Annotated in this window: 15 protein-coding genes; 10 read left to right on the forward strand and 5 right to left on the reverse strand. The window is 67.7% G+C overall.

All coding sequences use genetic code 11. The features are described 5' to 3' along the window. Positions 1-39 precede the first annotated feature (39 nt). The 6 genes from F627_RS0102455 to F627_RS0102480 all read left to right on the forward strand — a co-directional run bounded on the left by F627_RS0102455 (position 40) and on the right by F627_RS0102480 (position 4,301). Entirely contained in the window at positions 40-684 is a 645-nt protein-coding gene (locus tag F627_RS0102455; RefSeq protein WP_018877915.1) for an AAA family ATPase, read from the forward strand. A gap of 54 nt (positions 685-738) precedes the next feature. After that, positions 739-1,326: a DUF302 domain-containing protein gene (locus F627_RS0102460; RefSeq protein ID WP_018866464.1), complete on the forward strand. Its 588-nt coding sequence runs from the start codon at positions 739-741 to the stop codon at positions 1,324-1,326. A 42-nt stretch (positions 1,327-1,368) separates the two neighbouring features. Beyond that, positions 1,369-1,890 (forward strand): hypothetical protein, encoded by a 522-nt coding sequence (locus F627_RS0102465; RefSeq protein ID WP_019558284.1) that lies wholly within the window; start codon positions 1,369-1,371, stop codon positions 1,888-1,890. A gap of 27 nt (positions 1,891-1,917) precedes the next feature. Continuing rightward, the gene (locus F627_RS0102470) at positions 1,918-3,489 is read left to right on the forward strand and encodes a dynamin family protein (protein WP_019583167.1); all 1,572 of its coding nucleotides are present in this window, start codon (positions 1,918-1,920) and stop codon (positions 3,487-3,489) included. Positions 3,490-3,588: 99 nt separating this feature from the next. Next, positions 3,589-3,735 (forward strand): hypothetical protein, encoded by a 147-nt coding sequence (locus F627_RS17105; protein WP_018866467.1) that lies wholly within the window; start codon positions 3,589-3,591, stop codon positions 3,733-3,735. Positions 3,736-3,830: 95 nt separating this feature from the next. Next, complete coding sequence (locus F627_RS0102480) at positions 3,831-4,301, forward strand: DsrE/DsrF/DrsH-like family protein (protein ID WP_017941517.1); 471 nt, start codon at positions 3,831-3,833, stop codon at positions 4,299-4,301. 397 nt (positions 4,302-4,698) lie between these two features. Here F627_RS0102480 and F627_RS0102485 read toward each other — a convergent pair whose 3' ends face one another. The 5 genes from F627_RS0102485 to hisI all read right to left on the reverse strand — a co-directional run bounded on the left by F627_RS0102485 (position 4,699) and on the right by hisI (position 10,256). Then, positions 4,699-6,501: a long-chain fatty acid--CoA ligase gene (locus F627_RS0102485; protein WP_019583168.1), complete on the reverse strand. Its 1,803-nt coding sequence runs from the start codon at positions 6,499-6,501 to the stop codon at positions 4,699-4,701. Between the two features lie 73 nt (positions 6,502-6,574). Next, complete coding sequence (locus F627_RS0102490) at positions 6,575-7,696, reverse strand: nickel/cobalt transporter (protein WP_042835151.1); 1,122 nt, start codon at positions 7,694-7,696, stop codon at positions 6,575-6,577. Positions 7,697-7,765: 69 nt separating this feature from the next. Next, positions 7,766-8,404 carry a DUF1007 family protein gene (locus tag F627_RS0102495; protein WP_017941520.1) on the reverse strand — a complete coding sequence of 213 codons (639 nt, stop codon included), beginning with the start codon at positions 8,402-8,404 and terminating at the stop codon, positions 7,766-7,768. Positions 8,405-8,409: 5 nt separating this feature from the next. Next, on the reverse strand, positions 8,410-9,819 hold the full coding sequence (gene cysS, locus F627_RS0102500; RefSeq protein ID WP_019583170.1) for a cysteine--tRNA ligase: 1,410 nt from the start codon (positions 9,817-9,819) through the stop codon (positions 8,410-8,412). Then, entirely contained in the window at positions 9,816-10,256 is a 441-nt protein-coding gene (gene hisI / locus F627_RS0102505; protein ID WP_019583171.1) for a phosphoribosyl-AMP cyclohydrolase, read from the reverse strand. Before hisI ends, cysS begins: the two co-directional genes overlap by 4 nt. Positions 10,257-10,531: 275 nt before the next feature. Here hisI and F627_RS0102510 point away from each other — a divergent pair, with 275 nt between their 5' ends. The 4 genes from F627_RS0102510 to F627_RS0102525 all read left to right on the forward strand — a co-directional run bounded on the left by F627_RS0102510 (position 10,532) and on the right by F627_RS0102525 (position 18,044). Then, positions 10,532-12,619, forward strand: a complete 2,088-nt coding sequence (locus F627_RS0102510) for a PAS domain S-box protein (protein WP_026332004.1) — start codon at positions 10,532-10,534, stop codon at positions 12,617-12,619. Next, positions 12,616-13,050 carry a response regulator gene (locus F627_RS0102515; protein WP_017941524.1) on the forward strand — a complete coding sequence of 145 codons (435 nt, stop codon included), beginning with the start codon at positions 12,616-12,618 and terminating at the stop codon, positions 13,048-13,050. The genes F627_RS0102510 and F627_RS0102515 overlap by 4 nt, the downstream gene beginning before the upstream one ends. Positions 13,051-13,078: 28 nt before the next feature. Continuing rightward, positions 13,079-16,984, forward strand: a complete 3,906-nt coding sequence (locus tag F627_RS0102520) for an EAL domain-containing protein (RefSeq protein ID WP_019583173.1) — start codon at positions 13,079-13,081, stop codon at positions 16,982-16,984. Positions 16,985-17,063: 79 nt separating this feature from the next. Next, on the forward strand, positions 17,064-18,044 hold the full coding sequence (locus tag F627_RS0102525; RefSeq protein ID WP_019583174.1) for a M14 family metallopeptidase: 981 nt from the start codon (positions 17,064-17,066) through the stop codon (positions 18,042-18,044). The last annotated feature ends 14 nt before the right edge of the window (positions 18,045-18,058 follow it).

Raw genomic sequence — 18,058 nt, forward strand, 5'->3', positions numbered from 1 at the left:
GCACGCAGCCGTCAATCCGCAATGTTCCAAGGAGACGCCATGCAGACCGTCGTCGCCAATCTCAAGGGTGGTACCGGCAAGAGTACCGTGGCCTTCAATCTGGCCTTGTGGCTGCTGGAAGGACGCCGCCGGCCCCTGACCGTGGACCTGGATCCCCAGCGCACCCTCAGCGACGTGCTGGAGGTGCGTCGGGAGGAGGGCTATGAACCGGCGCTGGACGCGGTGGAGGGCCTCGACGCGGCGCGTGCCCGCGCCGGCGAGTACGACGAGGTGCTGATCGATGTCGGCGCGTCGGACATGGCCTCGCTGATGGCGGCGGTGCAAGGCGCGGACCGCGTGCTGATCCCGGTGCCCCCCAGCCAGGCGGATGTCTGGTCGACGTATCGTTTTGTACAGCGGATTCAGGAGCAGCGTGGATCCGGCGAACGTCCGGAGATCCTGGCGTTCATCAACCGCGCGGACACGCATCAGGCTGTGCGCGAGACCGACGAGACCTTCGAGGCGCTGCAGCAGATCGAGGGCGTGCGCCTGCTGAAGCCGCGACTGAAACAGCGCATGGCGTTCCGGCGCTCGTTCAGCGAGGGGCTGTCGGTGCGCGAACTGGAGCCGCGCGGCAAGGCCGCCGCCGAGCTGGATGCCCTGGCGGTGGCGCTGTTCGGACGGCGCCGCCGGAAAAAACAATAACGATTCGCAGCCGGGGCTGCCGGGCTGCGTACGCGATGGAAGGAGGAGAGCTTCATGCGTTTCATCCGCAATGCACTGGTCGTGATCGGGCTCCTGGCGCTGATCGGCGTGGGGTATGCCATCTTCGCCTTCGAGCCCTACCTGAGCCAGGCACGCTCCCTGGACGCCCAGGCGCCCAAGGTCTATTCGCAGATGGCCCGGACGGTACTGGAGACGGGCGATGCCGCGGAGGCCATGGTCTACAAGCGCCAGGTGGACGAGGGGCTTGAAGTCGAGGACGTGGAGGATGTGCTGCGCCTGGTGGCCAACGAGCTGAATATTCGGAACGTCGGCGAGTTGCCGATGGGCGAGGAGGTCCGCAGCGTGACCGGCGAGGACTTCCCGTTCCTGAAGATCTACATGTTCTGCGATGTGGCCATCGCCGCGCAGATGGTCCGACACAGCCCGGCGATGGCGGCCTATATGCCCTGCCGGATCGTGCTGCAGGAGGATGCCGAGGGCAATCTGTGGCTGATGACCCTGGACCTGAACCCGATGATCCACGGGGGGCGGCCGTTGCCCGAAGATCTGCACGAGCAGGCGGTGTTTGTGAAGGAATCCCTGGAGGAAATTATCGATCGCGCTGCCGTTGGCGCCTTCTGACGGGGATGGCTCCCGTTTCCATGAAACAGCAAAGGGCGTTCAATGAGTGAAGAAAGTAGCAGCGAGTTTGCAGAGGTCCGTGACGAGGCCGACAAGGCGGATGCCCGTTCCCGGCGTCTGGAACTGATCGTCTATACCGCACTGGTGGCCTTCATCGTGCTGGCCATCTACGGCTTCTGGCTGATCACCAGCCTGACCCGGGATGTGGGCCAGCTTACCCAGGAGATCACCCAGATGACTCAGGTGATGGACCGCGACATGTCCACCATCGCGGGGCATATGGCGTCGATGGACCGGCAGATGACCGACATCAACAACACCATGCGGGTGATGAACGACGAGGTCGCGGTGATCGCCGGCAATACGCAGTCGATGGATGCCAACATCGGCTCCATGACAAGCGATACTCGCGTGATGGCGGGCTCGATCACGGGCATGCAGCAGGATATGTGGAGCCTGAATCGCAATGTGGGCGGCCCCATGGGTATGATGAACATGTTCAACCCATTCACCGATCAGGGCGGTCCGGTCCGGGGTTCCCCAGGGCCGTATTACCCGCGCTGATCGCGCGTTTTGACTGACGGAGTCCGCATGTTCAATCGTCCTGGCCCTCGCGTGCGCAAGCAGCTCAAGCTGCTGAGCGACCGCCTTGCCGAAGAGAATCCGGTCCTGAAAGGCGTGGTCGATCCGTTCCGGGATCTGGACCGGGTCGGCTATGCGGCCGGCCTCCTGGATCCCACGGAGGATTCCTACGCCTTTGGCATCTCCTGGTGGCCGATGATCGCCACGCTGGGCACCTTCTCCGCCGGCAAGTCCACGTTCATCAACGAGTACGTGGGCACGACCGTACAGCGCAGCGGTTCGCAGGCAGTCGACGACAAGTTCACCGTGATCAGCTACGGCGGTAGCGAGCATGTGCAGGAACTCCCGGGGCTGGCTCTGGACGGCGATCCGCGCTTCCCGTTCTATCGGGTGTCTGACGAGATCGAGCGGATTACCGACGGCGGCGGGCGCACGGTAGACCACTTCCTGGCGATGAAGACCGCGCGCTCGGAGCGTCTGCGGGGCCGCATCATCATCGACTCCCCCGGCTTCGATGCCGACGAGCAGCGCGCGACCATCCTGCAGCTGACCGATCACATCATCGATCTGTCCGATCTGGTGCTGGTGTTCTTCGACGCCCGCCACCCGGAACCGGGCGCGATGCGCGACACCCTGGAGCACCTGGTCAACCGCGTCGCCGAGCGCAACGACTTCACCAAGCTGGTGTTCATCCTCAACCAGATCGACACCACCTGGCGCGAGGACAACCTGGAGGAGGTCGTCTCCGCCTGGCAGCGGGCCGTGGTACGCCAGGGCAACGCGACCGGGCGCTTCTACTGCCTGTACAACGAGAGCGCGGCGGTGGAGATCGGCGATCCGCAGGTGCGCGAGCGCTACGAGGAGAAGTCCCGCCGCGATCGCGAGGAGATCCACGCCAAGATCCAGGAGATCAGCTCCTCGCGCTCCTACCGCATCCTGGGCTCGCTGCAGGCCATCGCCGAATCCATCGAGATGGACGCCCTGCCGGCCCTGAAGAAGGCGCTGGAGAAGTGGCGCCGCCGGGTGGTGCAGTTTGATGCCGGGATGTTCGCCGTGGTCGCGGTGCTTTTGGGCCTGATCGGGTACCAGTCGGCAGGGGGCATCGCGCCCTGGACCGACGGGAGCGTCTGGCAGGCCATGGGCGAGCGTCCGATGATGACGGGCTTCGGGCTCGTCGTGCTGGCGATCGTGCTGGGCGGCATCCACTTCTTCAACCGCCGCTGGCTGGCACGGCGCATCGCGCGGACCCTGCCGACCGAGACCGCCGCCGGGAACTGGCGCGCGGCGTTCGAGAAGAACACGCGCCCCTGGCAGCCGATGATGGGACGGGCGCCACTGGGCCTGGGGCGCCGCATGATCAGCCGCCTGCATCAGCTGCGCGACCGCGCCGAGGCCTATATCCAGCGCCTGAACAATCAGTTCGTGGATGCCAGCCCGGTCTCGCGGCAGGGCGGGCGTGCCTCGGCCACCGATGTTTACCATCCCAGGGAGCCGGAAGCCCCGGCCCCGGAACCGACGCCGGGCACGGATGCGCCCCGCGATTACGCCGAGCCGGAGGTGCCGGAGAAGCGCCAGGGGTAGGAGGTCGAGTGCCTCCTCCTCGCGTGATGGCTCGCAACCACAAGCAAGGCGACCAACCGATGCGGCTTCTGGCCGCAAACGTTGTGCAGGAGGAGAACGATGACCATACTGGCGTGGCTCATGTTTGCGCTGGCCATGATTCTGGTGCCCATCTCGGTATGGGCCAGCATGGCGGCGCTGGGGGTTTGTGCCGGATGTGCACTGATTCGCGACTGGCGCAGGGGGCGTCAGGCGTCGGGGCAGTGAGCCGGATAGACCAAGGGCTTTAACCAACTGGGGACGGATCGCGCAGGGGGCTGTGGCGGGTCCGGTTCCTGTTACCAATGGAGGAGAGAGTAAAGATGAGTGATCAGAAGAAAATGGCCATTATTGCCACCAAGGGCAGCCTGGACTGGGGCTATCCCCCGTTCATCCTGGCCTCCACCGCGGCTGCACTGGGCTATGACTGCGAGGTGTTTTTCACCTTCTATGGTCTGCAACTGCTGCGCAAGAAGCTGGATCTGCAGGTGACTTCGCTGGGCAACCCGGGCATGCCCATGCCGATGCCCATGCCGGTGATGCTGCAGGCCCTGCCGGGCATGCAGAAGATGATGACCGTGATGATGAAGAAGAAGATGGCGGCCAAGGGCGTCTCCGATCTGGGCGACCTGCGCGAGCTGTGCCTGGAGGCCGAGGTGCGCATGATTGCCTGCCAGATGACGGTGGACCTGTTCGACATGGACACCAGCGAATTCATCGACGGCGTGGAATACGCCGGGGCCGCGGCGTTCTTCGAGTTCGCCGGCGAGTCCGACATCTGCCTGTTCATCTGAACCGGCGGCGCGCCCGGCGCGCCCTCAAGGCCCCGCGGCCCCGGCTGCGGGGCCTTTTTCGTTTTCGGGCTTCATGCCGCAGCTGAAAGGACATTTTCACCACGAAGCGCACGAAGGCACGAAGAAGGGCCAGGGCGATTGAACCACGGAGAGCACGGAGTGCACTGAGAACACTGTAGTTGTTCGGGTGCTCAGGGTGCGTTGATCACAGCGAACCGCATCGCGGCCGGTTCGCTCCATAGGATGGACGCGCTGGGATGCTGGTCATCGGCGTCCTGCCCACCCAGGAAGGGATTTCTCCGTGCCCTCTGTGTCCTCCGTGGTAGAAACGCTTTCGACCTTGACCGTGACCTTCTTCGTGCCTTCGTGCGCTTCGTGGTGAATATAGAAAGGGATCCTAGTCGTGGCCGGCGTACATGGCCTCGATGGCGTCGGCGTAGTGCTGGGAGATGACCGGGCGCTTGAGCTTCATGGTCGGGGTGAGCATGCCGTTGTCCACCGACCAGGGTTCATGCACTACGTGCACGTGGCGGATCTTGGCGTAGCCGGGGAAGTCGCGCAGCTGGTATTGAATCCGCTGGAGCAGGGCGCGCTCGGCGGAGCGCGGCAGGCGGCCGGCGGTGCCGGGGTCGAGGTCGTGGTCCTCGGCGAAGGTGGCCCAGGCCTCGGGCTCGGGGACAACCAGGGCGGTCAGGAAGGCGTGGCTGTCCCCCACGACCATGACCTGGTCGAACAGGGCGTCCAGGGCGATGGCCATTTCCATGTCCGCCGGCGGGACCTTCTCGCCGTTGGTGAGCACGAGGATGTCCTTCAGTCGCCCGGTTATAAAAATGTGCCCATCGTCGTCGATCCGGGCTTGGTCGCCGCTGTGCAGCCAGCGATCCTCGTCGATCGTGCTGGCGGTAGCCTCCTCGTTCTTCCAGTAGCCGAGCATCACGCAGCTGGAACGGGTGAGCAGTTCGTCCATCTCGCCGATCTTGACCTCAATGCCGGGCAGCGGCTTGCCGATGGAGGCGGGCAGGTTGTCGTCCGGGGTATTCACGCTGACCACCGGGCTGGATTCGGTCATGCCATAGCCGTGCAGCACCGGCAGGCCGAGACCGATGAAGAACCGGGCGATCGGCGGCGGCAGGGGCGCGCCGCCGCAGACCGCGAAGCGCAGTTTGCCGCCCAGGCGGTCCAGGACCTTGTGCGCGACGAGGCGCTCCAGCAGCGGCCACATCAGGAAGCCGGGTGACCAGGACGCGCGCCCTTGCTGATATTCGAAGCGGCGCCAGCCGATGGCCACGGTGGCCTTGAACAGCCCGCGACCCAGCGCGGATTTCTGTTTCAGGCCGGCCTGGATGCGGCCATGTACGCGTTCGTAGATGCGCGGAACCGAGATCAGCACGGTCGGCTGGACCGACATCAGGTCTTCGCCCAGCCCCTGGATGGAGCGGGCGAACGCGACCTCGGCACCGATCAGCATCGGCATGTAGTAGCCGCCGGTGCGCTCCAGCATGTGCGACAGCGGCAGGAAGGACAGGAAGCGGTCGGCATCCGACAGCGGGCCGGCAGTGGCGGAGGCGCAGGCGTTGTCGAGGATGTTGCGGTGCGACAGCATCACGCCCTTGGGCCGGCCGGTGGTGCCGGAGGTGAACACAATGGTGGCCAGGGCCAGCGGGTCGAGGTCCGGGCGGTGTACACGCTCGGGGTCGCCGCGCTCCAGCCAGCTCTCGAGGTCCATCACCCGCTCGTCTTCGGGTTGGCCGTCGGTGTGGCCCAGGCAGACGATGCGCTTGAGCGAGGGCATGTTCGCGAAGTGTTCGGACAGGCGGCGACTGTGCGCGCTCTCGCCCAGCAGGAGCAGGCGTGCCTGGGTCTGGCCGATGATGTAGGCGACGTTGTCCGGGCGGTCATCGGTGTACAGCGGGACGGTGATCAGCCCCAGTTCGGTGGCGGCCTGGTCGAAGGCGACCCACTCGCGCGAGTTGCCGAGCATCAGCGCGACGCGTTCGCCGGGCTTGAAGCCCTCGCGCGCCAGCGCTGCCTGCCAGCGATCGACCATCGCGGCCATCTCGCTCCAGGTCGTCTGCTTCCAGGTCTCGTCGGCGGCGCTGAAGTGACGATAGGCCGGCGCATCCGGGCTCATGGACACGCGGGTGCGGAACAGCGCGGGCAGGGTCGGGGCCTGTTCCGGGGTGATGGTGGTCGACGGCATGGCGTCCTCGCAAGCGGGGTTCGGTTGTCCCGGACGTTAGAGGACGCACGCGGGCGGGGCAAGCCCGGTGACTTCAGCGAATCCCTAAGGGATGGGCCACGGGCTGGTAGGCGACGGCGCCCAGTACCAGGCTGAGACCGATCAGGGCGATCACGCCGCCACCGGCCAGGCCCAGGGCCGGGCCGATGTAGGTCAGCCGGCCCATGCGGGTCGGGCCCAGCCAGCGCCGGGTCCAGTCGCGTGCCGAAACGGCGAGGGTCGCCAGCACGGAGACGGTGGCGGCGGTCCCCAGGGACATCGCGAGCACGGCCGCCACGCCGGCCCAGGCCAGTCCCAGCGCGGCGGAGACCGCCATGATCAGCACGGCCCCGGAACAGGGACGGATGCCGACGGCCAGTACGGTGCCCCACCAGGTCCCGCGGTGGTTGGGGTCCACGTGGTGCGGGGTGCCGCAGCCGCAGTCGGCGTCGTGTTCATGTCCATGTGTGTCGCCATGGTCGTGGTCGTGGTCGTGGTCGTGTCCATGGACGGACGCGGCCCGATGCGCGCGATGCAGCCGCCAGGCGTGGCGCAGGGCGCGGGCCATCAGCCACAGCCCGAGCAGCGCGACCAGGGCGAAGCTGGCGATCTCCAGGGTGCGCACCTGCCCCAGGGTGTCCCGCGCCAGCCAGCCGAACAGGCCGATCAGTACACCGACCAGGACAATGGCGGTCACACCCTGCGCCAGTGCCGAGACGGTGGACAGCAGGATGCCGCGGCGGAGGTTCTGCGGCTGGGTCAGCAGGTAGGCACTGATGACCGCCTTGCCGTGGCCAGGGCCGGCGGCATGGAAGATCCCGTAGAGCAGGCTGACCAGGATCAGGGCGCCGGCGGTGTGTGCGGTGGGGCCGTCGCGCAGGGCGTGCAGGCCCTCGGTCAGGCTGCGGTGGAGCTGGCGCTGGGTCTGGAGCATCCAGCCGGTCAGGCGTTCCAGGGGGCCGGGCGGGTCGGCCAGTGGGGCCGGGGTATCGAGGTGGTCCGGGGCAGCGGGGCTCCCGCGCTCGGCGGGCGCCTCGGTCGGGGCGCCAAGCGGATGACCGGTCTCGGCCTGCGCAAGGCCCGGACCGCCCCACAGCACCAGCAACGCGAGCAGCACCAGCAGCCCCGGAGGGGCGAGGTGTAGCGGTGGCCGGACTCGGGGAATCACGTGGTGCATGGCGTTACTGTATAACACGCGGCGGGTCGGGTGGTGTGTGCGACGTCCGGTTGCGAAGCGGCGCCGGGCTCAGTCGCATTCCAGCGCGGCGGTCTCCGCGAAGTGGCGCCCGAGATTGTCGACCGGGCTGCGGTCCTGGCGTTCCAGGGTCGCGGCGTAGCGGATCAGCTGCGGGTCCGGCCGGGGCTTGGCGATGGCCACTTCGCAGCCGGACTGGTTCTGGACGAAGACGATGTCGTCCGGGTCGTGCAGGATCTCGATCCAGTACTCGGGATCGAACACGCGGTAGGTGAAGGCGTCTCCGGCCACGATGTCGAGATCGGCCAGCGGCAGCTCGAAGCGCAGGTGCAGGCGGCGGTCTTCCAGGGTCAGGCGGGCCTCCCGAGCGGGCGGGACGTCCAGGCGCTGGTCGCCCAGGCTCAGCTCGGTGAAGTAGTCGTGCCCGGCCAGGTTCTCGCGCATGCGCTCGGCGGCGTGTTCCAGTGCGGCGTCGATGTCGGTGCCGCCGTCCAGTTCGCCGGTCAGGTCCTGCAGCAGCATGTGGCTGTAGGTCGGGTCGATCCGCCAGGACTGTTCCATGCGCACCAGCTCGCCGGCGTCGTTGAAGACGAGGCCCACGCGCAGGTCGATCCAGGCGTGCGGATGGGCGAGTGCCGTGGCCGGCAGGAGCAGGCCCAGGGTCAGCATGAGCCAGGTGCGGATGCGCATCGGCTTCAGGTCGTGCGCTGCCAGCGCGTGCCGTCCGGAGTGTCCTCGAGTTCGATGCCGTTGGACGTCAGTTCGTCGCGGATGGCATCGGCGGTCGCGAAGTCGCGGTTCTTGCGCGCGGCCTGGCGTGCGGCGATACGTTCCTCCACCCAGGCGCCCAGGTCGTCATCGCCGGCAGCGCCCTGGAACCAGACGCCCGGGTCCTGCTGCAGCAGGCCCAGCAGGCCGGCACCGGCCAGCAGCTCGCCCTTGCGCCGGGCGCGTTCGGCGTCGTCGCCGGCCGCGGCGAGGGCATCGCTCATGCGGTGCAGCGCGGTGATCGCGGCGGGGGTGTTCAGGTCGTCCAGCAGCGCCGCGAACACCGGGGTGTCGGCGGCGGCGACCGGGGCGGGTTCGATGCCGGCGGCGTCGCGCAGCACGCGGTACAGGCCGTTCAGGCTGTTGCGCGACTGGGTCAGGGTCTCTTCCGAGAAGTTCAGCGGGGCGCGGTAGTGGCGCGACAGCAGCGCCAGGCGCAGGACCTCGCCGGGGTAGTGCTGCAGCAGGTCATGCAGCAGCTGGAAGTTGCCCAGCGACTTCGACATCTTCTCGCCGTCGATGGTCAGGTGGCCGTTGTGCACCCAGTAGCGGGCGTAGTGTGTGCCGTGTTCGTGGCAGCCCTCGGCCGCGCAGCCCTGGGCGATCTCGTTTTCGTGGTGCGGGAACACCAGGTCGTGGCCGCCGCCGTGGATGTCGATCATCGGTCCCAGGTGGCTGCGGATCATCGCCGTGCACTCCAGGTGCCAGCCGGGCCGGCCGTTGCCCCAGGGGCTGTCCCAGCCGGGCTCGCCCGCGGCGGCCGGCTTCCACAGCACGAAGTCGCCGGGGTGGCGCTTGTAGTCGGCCACCTCGACCCGGGCGCCGGCCTGCATGTCGTCCAGCGAGCGTCCGGACAGCGCCCCGTACTCCGGGTAGGAGGTCACGTCGAACAGTACGTGATCATCGGCGACGTAGGCATGGCCGCGGTCGATCAGGCGCTCGATCAGCTCGATCATCGGCCGGATGTGCTCGGTCGCGCGCGGCTCCAGGGTGGGCTCCAGCGTGCCCAGTTCGGCGATGTCCTCGTGGAAGGCGCGGGTGAAGCGCTTGGTCAGCGCTGCGATGGGTTCGCCATTGTCGGCGGCGGCCTTGTTGATCTTGTCGTCGACGTCGGTGATGTTGCGGGCGTAGATCACGTGGTCCGGGCCGTAGAGCTCGCGCAGCACGCGGAACAGCACGTCGAAGACCACCACGGGCCGGCCGTTGCCGATGTGCACGCGGTTGTACACGGTGGGGCCGCAGACGTAGAGGGTCACCCGTTCCGGGTCCTGCGGCACGAAGGGTTCGTCGCGCCCGCCCAGGGTGTTGTGCAGGGTGAGGGTCCGGGGCTCGCTCATTGGCCGCGATCCTTGCCGTACAGCGTTTCGGGCGCGATCTCGGGGTCGCTGGTGACGACGACGCTGTCGTTCTCGACCTGCAGGTAGAAGCAGCTGCGCCGCCCGGTATGGCAGGCCGGCCCGGTCTGGTCGACCTTCAGCAGGAGCGTGTCGCCGTCGCAGTCCAGGTGCAGGGAGTGCAGTTGCTGGACCTGGCCCGACTGCTCGCCCTTGCGCCACAGCGCCTGGCGCGAGCGCGAGTAGTAGCACACGCGCCCCGTGGCCAGGGTCTCGTCCAGCGCCTCGCGGTTCATCCACGCCAGCATCAGGATCTCGCCGGTGTCGTGCTGCTGGGCAATCGCGGGGATCAGGCCGTCGGCGTTCAGCTTCAGGCGTTCCAGGACTTCCGGGGTCGGGTGGCGCTCGCCACGGGGCTCGCTTTCGAGTTGCTTGAACATCGCTGCGTCCGCTTGCGGGAGCGGCGAAGAATAGCATTTTCGGAGGGTGCCCCGAAGCCCTCGCCGGACCCCGGGCAGCCGGGCGCGGCCGTATGTATGCGGGCGGGCGTCCGTTGCCCCCTTGCGCCCTGACGCCGGGTGGTCGATGCTCGAGTCAGGACGGGTGCTCGCAGGGAAGGCCGGGCGCGTCTCCACGGCAGCCTGGAGGGTTGATGGAGAAAGACGGGAAGAGGGTCGGGAAGCCCAGCGCCGGACGCACCGCGGCGATCATCGCCGTGGTGTATCTGGTCTTCGGACTGGCATGGATCGCCCTGTCCGACCGTGCCCTTCTGCTGATGGTCGACGATGTGACCTTGCTGGGTCAGTTGCAGACCCTCAAAGGCTGGGGCTACGTGATTCTCACCGCCATCGTCCTGTTCCTGCTGATCTACTACCCCCTGCGGGCGCGGGATCGCGCCTCGCGCGAGGCGCGCCGGCTCACCGGGATCGTCGAGCGCTCGCCGGTGGTCGCGATCGAATGGGCGACCACGCCCGGCTGGCCCGTCACCTTTGTCTCCCCGAATATCGCGCGCTGGGGGATCGACCGCCATGCCCTCCTGAGTGGCGAGACCAACTACGCCGACCTGATCCATCCCGAGGACATCGACCGGATCGTGACCGATGTCGCCGCGCATATCGACCGCGGCCCGGATCGATACACGCAGCTTTATCGGCTGCGAAGCCGCGAGGGCCGCTGGATCTGGCTGGAGGACCGGACCTGGCTTACCCGTAACGAGGCCGGTCGGGTGACCCGCATCCACGGCCTGCTGCTGGACGTGACCGAACGCCTGCGGGCCGAGCAGGACCTGCGCGACTCGGAAACGCGTTTCCGCGCGATCTTCGACAACGTGCAGGAGGCGATCCTGCTGCAGGACCTGGATACCGAGGCCCTGATTGGAGTAAACGCCGCCGCCGAGCAGATGTACGGGTACAGCCGGGCTGAACTGCTGGCCTGTAGCGTGGACGAGCTGAGCGCGGACGAGAGCGGCTTTGATGTGCAGCGTCAGAAGGCGCTGATGGAACGGGCGCGACGCGGCGAACAGCTGGTCTTCGAGTGGCGGGCGCGCCACCGCGACGGGCATGGGTTCTGGGTCGAGGCCAATCTGCAGGCCACCGAGATCGCCGGCGAGCGGCTGCTGCTGGTGACCCTGCGCAACATCGAGGCGCGCAAGCAGGCCGAGGCCGCACTGGCGCGCCAGGTGGACCGTCTGAGCCAGGCGGAACGCCACGCGGGGCTGGGAAGCTGGGAGTACCTGCTGGAGACTCGCGAGATGTGGTGGTCGGACCGGCTGTATGGCCTGCTGGGCTGTGATGCCCGGTCTGGCACGCCGACACTGGAATCCTTCGCCCGGGACTTCTTCGACCTCGACTCCGAGGACGGGGCGAGTTTCGCCGATGCGATGGAGGCCCTGCTTAAGGGCGGACGGCCCGGGCCGCGCCGGCTGTTGCTGAAGGCGCGTCCGGAGGTCCGTGGCGAGGCCTGGTTCAGCATCACCATGGAGGCGCCGATCGAACGCCCCGATGGCATGCATTACGTACAGGGCACGGTGCTCGAGGTGACCGAGCTCAAGCGCAACGAGCTGGAGCTGCGCGACCTGAACGCCACACTGGAGCAGCGGGTCGCCGAGCGTACGGCGGCGCTGCAGGCGCTGAACCAGGAACTGGAATCGTTTTCCTACGCCGTGTCCCACGATCTGAAGGCACCGCTGCGCGGAATCGAGGGCTACAGCCAGCTGCTGGAGGCGGACTACGGCGAGCAGCTGGAGGGCGAGGGGCGCACCTTTGTGCGCAATATTCGTCAGGGTGTGGCGCAGATGAACGAGCTGATCTCCGATCTGCTCGCCTACTCGCGCATGGAGCGCCGGCCGCTGGAGGAGCGGGAGGTCCGGGTGCGGGCGCTGGTGGAGGAGGTGCTGGAGTCGGTGGACCCGGCCCTGCGCGAACGTGCCGAGGTCACGCTGGAGGTCGATCCCGGCCTGGTGTTCCAGAGCGACCCCGACGGGGTCGCCCTGATCCTGCGCAATCTGCTGGAGAATGCCTTCAAGTTCAGTGCCGAACGCGAGACACCGCAGGTGACGGTGCAGGCACAATCCCGCAGTGCTACGCTCGGGATCTCGATACGGGACAATGGAATCGGCTTCGACATGGCGTTTCAGGATCGCATCTTCGATATCTTCCAGCGCCTGAATCGCGCCGAGGCCTACCCGGGGACCGGCGTCGGCCTGGCCCTGGTGCGGCGTGCGGTCAATCGCCTGGGCGGCGAGATCCGCGCCGAGGGCACGCCGGGCGAGGGTGCCAGCTTCCACGTGGAATTCCCCCGATGAGCAACGCCGCGCGCCAGCCTTCCATCCTGGTGGTCGAGGACAACCCGGTGGATATCGACCTGATGCGCCGCGCCTTCGAACGGCGCAATCTCACCAACCCGCTGGAGGTCGCGCGTGACGGGGTGGAGGCCCTGGATTTTCTCGAACGCTGGGAGCGGGGCGAACTGGCGCCGCCTGCGGTGATCCTGCTGGACATCAAGCTGCCCAAGGTGGACGGGCTGGAGGTGCTGCGGCGTATCCGCGAGCATGAGCGCTTCCGGCGCATCCCGGTGGTGATGCTGACCTCTTCCAGCGAGGATCGAGACATCACGACCGCCTATGACTGCGGGGCCAACTCCTACATCGTCAAGCCAGTGGACTTTGCCAAGTTTGTCGAAGTCGCCGAACAGGTGGAATTGTACTGGTGCCTGCTCAACCACCCGCCGACCTGAATATGCGGCGCCCCCTGCAAGCGACCTGATGCGAATCCTGCTCGTAGAAGACAACCCGGCGGATGCCGACCTGCAGCGCCGAATACTCGAGCGCGAGGTGCCCGGTGCCGAGGTCTATCTGGCGGCATCGCTGGCCGAGGCGCGGACTGCACTGGCCGAGGGCGAGGCCTTTGACTGCGTGGTAGAGGATCTGCGCCTGCCGGATGGCAGCGGTCTCGACTTGATCGGAGAGCTGCACGCCGCCGGGCGCGGCGAGGCGGTGCTGGTGCTGACCGGTCACGGCGAACAGGAGACGGTGGTCGCGGCCTTCCGGGCGGGGGCTGACGACTACCTGACCAAGGCGGATGATTACCTCGAGCGGCTGCCGGCGCGGGTGGTGGATGCCCGCGCCCGCCGCGAACTGCGCGCGGCCGGCACCCATGGACCGTTGCGGGTGCTGTATGCCGAGCACAACGAATTCGATGTCGGCCTGACCCGCCGCGAACTGGCGCATACCGCGCCGCATATCCGGCTGGAGACCGTTCACACCGCCGAGGAGGCCCTGGCGGCACTGCCGCAGCAGGCCTCCGCCGAGCCCGGCTTTGACCTGCTGCTGGTGGATTACCGGCTGCCCGGTATCGACGGCCTCGAGCTGGCGCGGCTGGTGCGCGAGGAGCGGGGTCTGGACCTGCCCACCATCCTGGTGACCGGGCAGGGCACGGAAGACCTGGCCGCACGCGCCCTGCGCATGGGTGTGGAGGATTACGCGGTCAAGCGCGACGGCTACCTGAAGACGCTCCCGGTGCTGCTGGATCAGGTCCATGCCCGGGCCCGGTTGCGCCACGAGCGGGCGGCGCTGGCGGCCTCCGAGCGGCGCTACCGCGAGGTGATCGAGCGCGCTGGCGATATCGTGTTCGAGACCGACGCCGCCGGTTGCTGGCGCTTTCTCAATCCCGCCTGGACGGCCATTACCGGACATGCGGTCGAAGCCGCGATCGGCGAGGAGATGATCGCCTTTATGTCGCTGGAGGATCGGGGTGCGGCGGCGAAACTGCTGGCCCGGGCCGCGGACGCCGACGACGGGCGACTGGAGACCGAGATCCGCCTGCGCGCGGCGGATGGTTCACTTTGCTGGCTGGAACTGCGTGGCCAGGTGAAGCTGGATGACGCAGGGGAGCCGGCGGGGCTGTCCGGCAGCCTCGTGGACGTGACCCGGCGCGTGCTGGACCAGCGGGTCCAGGAGGTGCGCGCGAACGTGCTCGCCCGCCTGGCGACCGGCGAGCGCGATCCGCGTCTGCTGGAGGACGTCGTCAAGGGGCTGGAATCGCTGGCCCCCGACCTGCACGCCTACATCATGCTGCTGGATGCCGACAGTCAGGAGCTGCAGGCGGCGACCGCGCCTCGCGTGCCGGACCCGTTGCGCAGCGCCATGCGTCGCACGCGTGCGGATCAGGGCATGGGCTCCTGCGGCGAGGCTGCCTGGAGCGGCGAGCCCGTGATTGTCGAGGATTGTGGAACGCACCCCAACTGGAGCGGGTTCTGCGACCTTGCGCGCGGGGCGGGTTTCCGAGCCTGCTGGTCGTTCCCTTTCCGCGATGCCGACGGCGGGGTTCTGGGAACCCTGGGCATTTATCTGGGGGAGCCGCGCGGGCCGCTCCCCGGCGAGCGTGTGCTCATCGACGAGTTCACCCAGATCGCGGGGCTGGCGGCGCAGAAGCTGCGCGTGTCGCAGGCCCTGGGAGCACGCGAGCGCGCGTTGCGTACCGCGGCGGAGCTGACCGTGGAGCTGTTGCGCGAGGACAACCCCGCGAGCGTGATCCACCGCCTGCTGGCCGAGCTGGGACAGGAGGCGCATGCGGATCGCGCCTATGTACTGGTGGCCGAGCTCGATCACGCGGTACGCGAAGCCCTGGATGTGCACCGCTACTACTGGGTGCGCACGGACACGGATCAAGCGATTCGCCCGCCCCCGCTGAGCAACCTGAGCCTGGAATCGGTCCTGCCACGCTGGCACGCCATCCTGGAGGGCGGCGGCGCGGTGGAGGTGCTGACCCGCGAGCTGCCGGACGATGAACGCGAGGTGATGGAGGCTGGACAAAGTCAGGCGGTTCTTGTGGTACCCCTGTATGTGGAAGGCGAGTACCGCGGCTTCCTGGCCCTGGACCGGGTGCAGCGTGCGCAGCGCTGGACCGAGGCGGACCAGAGCCTGGCGCGTATTGTCGCCTCCAGTCTGGGGGCAGCCCTGGAGCGGCGCCAGGCGCTGCTGGGCCTGCGGCGCATGGCGGCGGTGTTCGAGAGCACCCGCGACGGGATCATGATTACCGACCTGACGCCCCGGATCGTCGCGGTCAATCCGGCCTTCGTCGACATTACCGGCTTTTCCGAGGGCGAGGCGATGGGGCGCAACCCGAGTTTTCTGCAGTCGGGGCGCCACGATGCGGAGTTCTTCAGACGCATGTGGGACAGCCTGCAGCACGAGGGACACTGGCAGGGCGAGATCTGGAACCGTCGTCGCAACGGCGAGATCGCTCCGCAGTGGCTGAGCCTCAATACCGTCTACGACGAGCAGGGCCAGGCCCTGCACTACGCCGCCGTTCTGACCGACATGTCGGAGTTGCGGCGTTCGGAGGACGAGCTGCGGTATCTGGCCCAGCATGATGCGCTGACCGATCTGCCCAACCGCAGTCAGCTGCAGGTGATGCTGGGACAGGCGCTGGAACGCGCCCGGACGAACGGCTACCGCATCGCGGTGCTGAATCTGGACCTCGACCGGTTCAAGAACGTGAATGACTCCATGGGCCATCCGGTGGGGGATCAGGTGCTGGTGGAGGTGGCCCGGCGCTTGCGCGGGGCGGTCGGCCCGGCCCACACGCTCGGGCGGCTGGGCGGGGACGAGTTCCTGGTGGTGGCGGAGAACCCGGCCAGTGACGAGGCCGTGGTGCACTGCGCCAGTGACCTTCTGGCGAGCCTGGAGCACCCGCTGATCCTGGGCGACGGACGCTCGGTGTACCTGAACGGCAGTATCGGCATCAGCCTGTATCCGGAGCATGGCGATTCGGTCACCGAGCTGATTCAGCACGCGGACGCGGCGATGTATCAGGCGAAGGCCTCCGGGCGCCAGACCTGGAGTGTCTATACCCAGGCCCTGACGCGCGCGGCCGACGAGCGCCTGGAACTCGAGAACCGCCTGCGCCATGCGGTGGAGACGGAGAGTGGCGAACTGCGCCTGCACTTCCAGCCGCAGGTGCGACTGGAGGACGGACAACCCTTCGGCATGGAGGCGTTGCTGCGCTGGCAGACCGAAGACGGCGAGATGATTCCTCCGGATCGCTTTATCCCGATTGCCGAGGATACCGGGCTGATCGTCGCTCTGGGCGAGTGGGTCCTGCGCGAGGCCTGTGACGCCGGCCGGCGGTTGCTGGATCGTGGTGCCGAGGACTTCAGCATGGCGGTGAATCTGTCGCCGGTGCAGCTACAGCGCGGCGACTTCGTGAATCGGGTGGCGGAGATCCTGGCGCTGACCGGCTTCCCCGCTGCACAGCTCGAACTGGAGATCACCGAGACGGCGATCATGCAGCAGGGCGAACAGGCCATCGCGCGCCTGGCCGCCCTGAAAGAACTGGGTGTGCAATTGGCGATCGACGACTTCGGCACCGGGTATTCCTCGCTGGCGGCCCTGCGGACCTATCCGCTGGACGTGCTGAAGATCGACCGCAGCTTTGTCGATGGAGTGGCCAGTGAAAGCGCCGATCGCGAGATCGCCGCCACCATCATCGCCATGGGGCGCAACCTCAACATGCAGGTGATCGCCGAGGGCGTGGAGACCGCCGAGCAGGCGGCCTTCCTGCGCGAACGCGGTTGCGCCCTGGGGCAGGGATACTTCTACAGCCGACCGCTGGAGCTCGCAGCGCTACAGGACTGGATGGTGGAGACCGGGGCACTGACAGCGGTCTGAGTGTTTCCCGTGGCGTTGCCCGGGAGGCTCCGGTAGCCTTTGATCCCCGTTTTTGAATCCCCAGCCTGGAGCTGCCCCGATGTCCGATTCGTCCCGTCCCACTGCATTGCGTACGATCACCTTTCACGGCCTGGAGCCGGGCCCGCGGCTGATCGTGCTGGGGGCCGTGCATGGCAACGAGACCTGCGGGACCCAGGCCGCCGAGCGGGTCCATGCCGAACTCGAGGCCCGCGAGCGCGACCTGCTGCGGGGCAGCCTGACCCTGGTGCCGCGGACCAACCCGCTGGCCTATGACCTCGGGCAGCGCATGGGCGAGCGCAACCTGAACCGCAATCTGCGCGTGACCGAAGACCCGCAGGATTTCGAGGACCGCATTGCCAACGTGCTGTGCCCGCTGCTGGCGGCGCACGACGTGCTGCTGGACCTGCACTCGTTCCACACCGGGGGCCAGCCGTTCATCATGCTCGGCCCGCGCAACAATGACGGCGAGCTGGAAGGCTTCGCGCAGGCGCGCGAGGAAGAGGCGCTGGCGGCCTGCCTGGGCCCGCGGCGCATGGTCGAGGGCTGGCTGGATACCTATGCCCGGGGTGTTGCGGCGCGGATGAAGAACCCGAACGCCAGCCACCGCGCGCAGATCCTCAGCACCGACCCCAGCTACGGGATCGGAACCACCGAGTACATGCGCAGCCAGGGCGGCTATGGCGTGACCCTGGAATGCGGGCAGCACGATGACCCGCAGGCCCCGGTGGTGGCCTACAACGCCATCATCAACACGCTGGCTCACCTCGGCATGCTGCCGGAGCCAGCCGCTGCGGGACAGGACGACCCGGAGGTGCTGCGTCTGGTGGAGGTGATCGACCGGGATCATCCCGACGACCGTTTCGCGCAGGAATGGAAGAGTTTCGACCCGCTGCAGGCGGGCGACCTGATCGGCATCCGCGCGGACGGGACCGAGGTGCGCGCGCCGGAGCCCGGGTTCATCGTCTTCCCCAACCCCAATTCGCTGCCCGGCAACGAGTGGTTCTACCGGGCCGAGTTCAGCGACCGGAAGGTCACCTGAGCGGCGCTCCCCGG

The sequence above is a fragment of the Thioalkalivibrio sp. ALE16 genome (assembly GCF_000381305.1).
Taxonomy (GTDB): Bacteria; Pseudomonadota; Gammaproteobacteria; order Ectothiorhodospirales; family Ectothiorhodospiraceae; genus Thioalkalivibrio.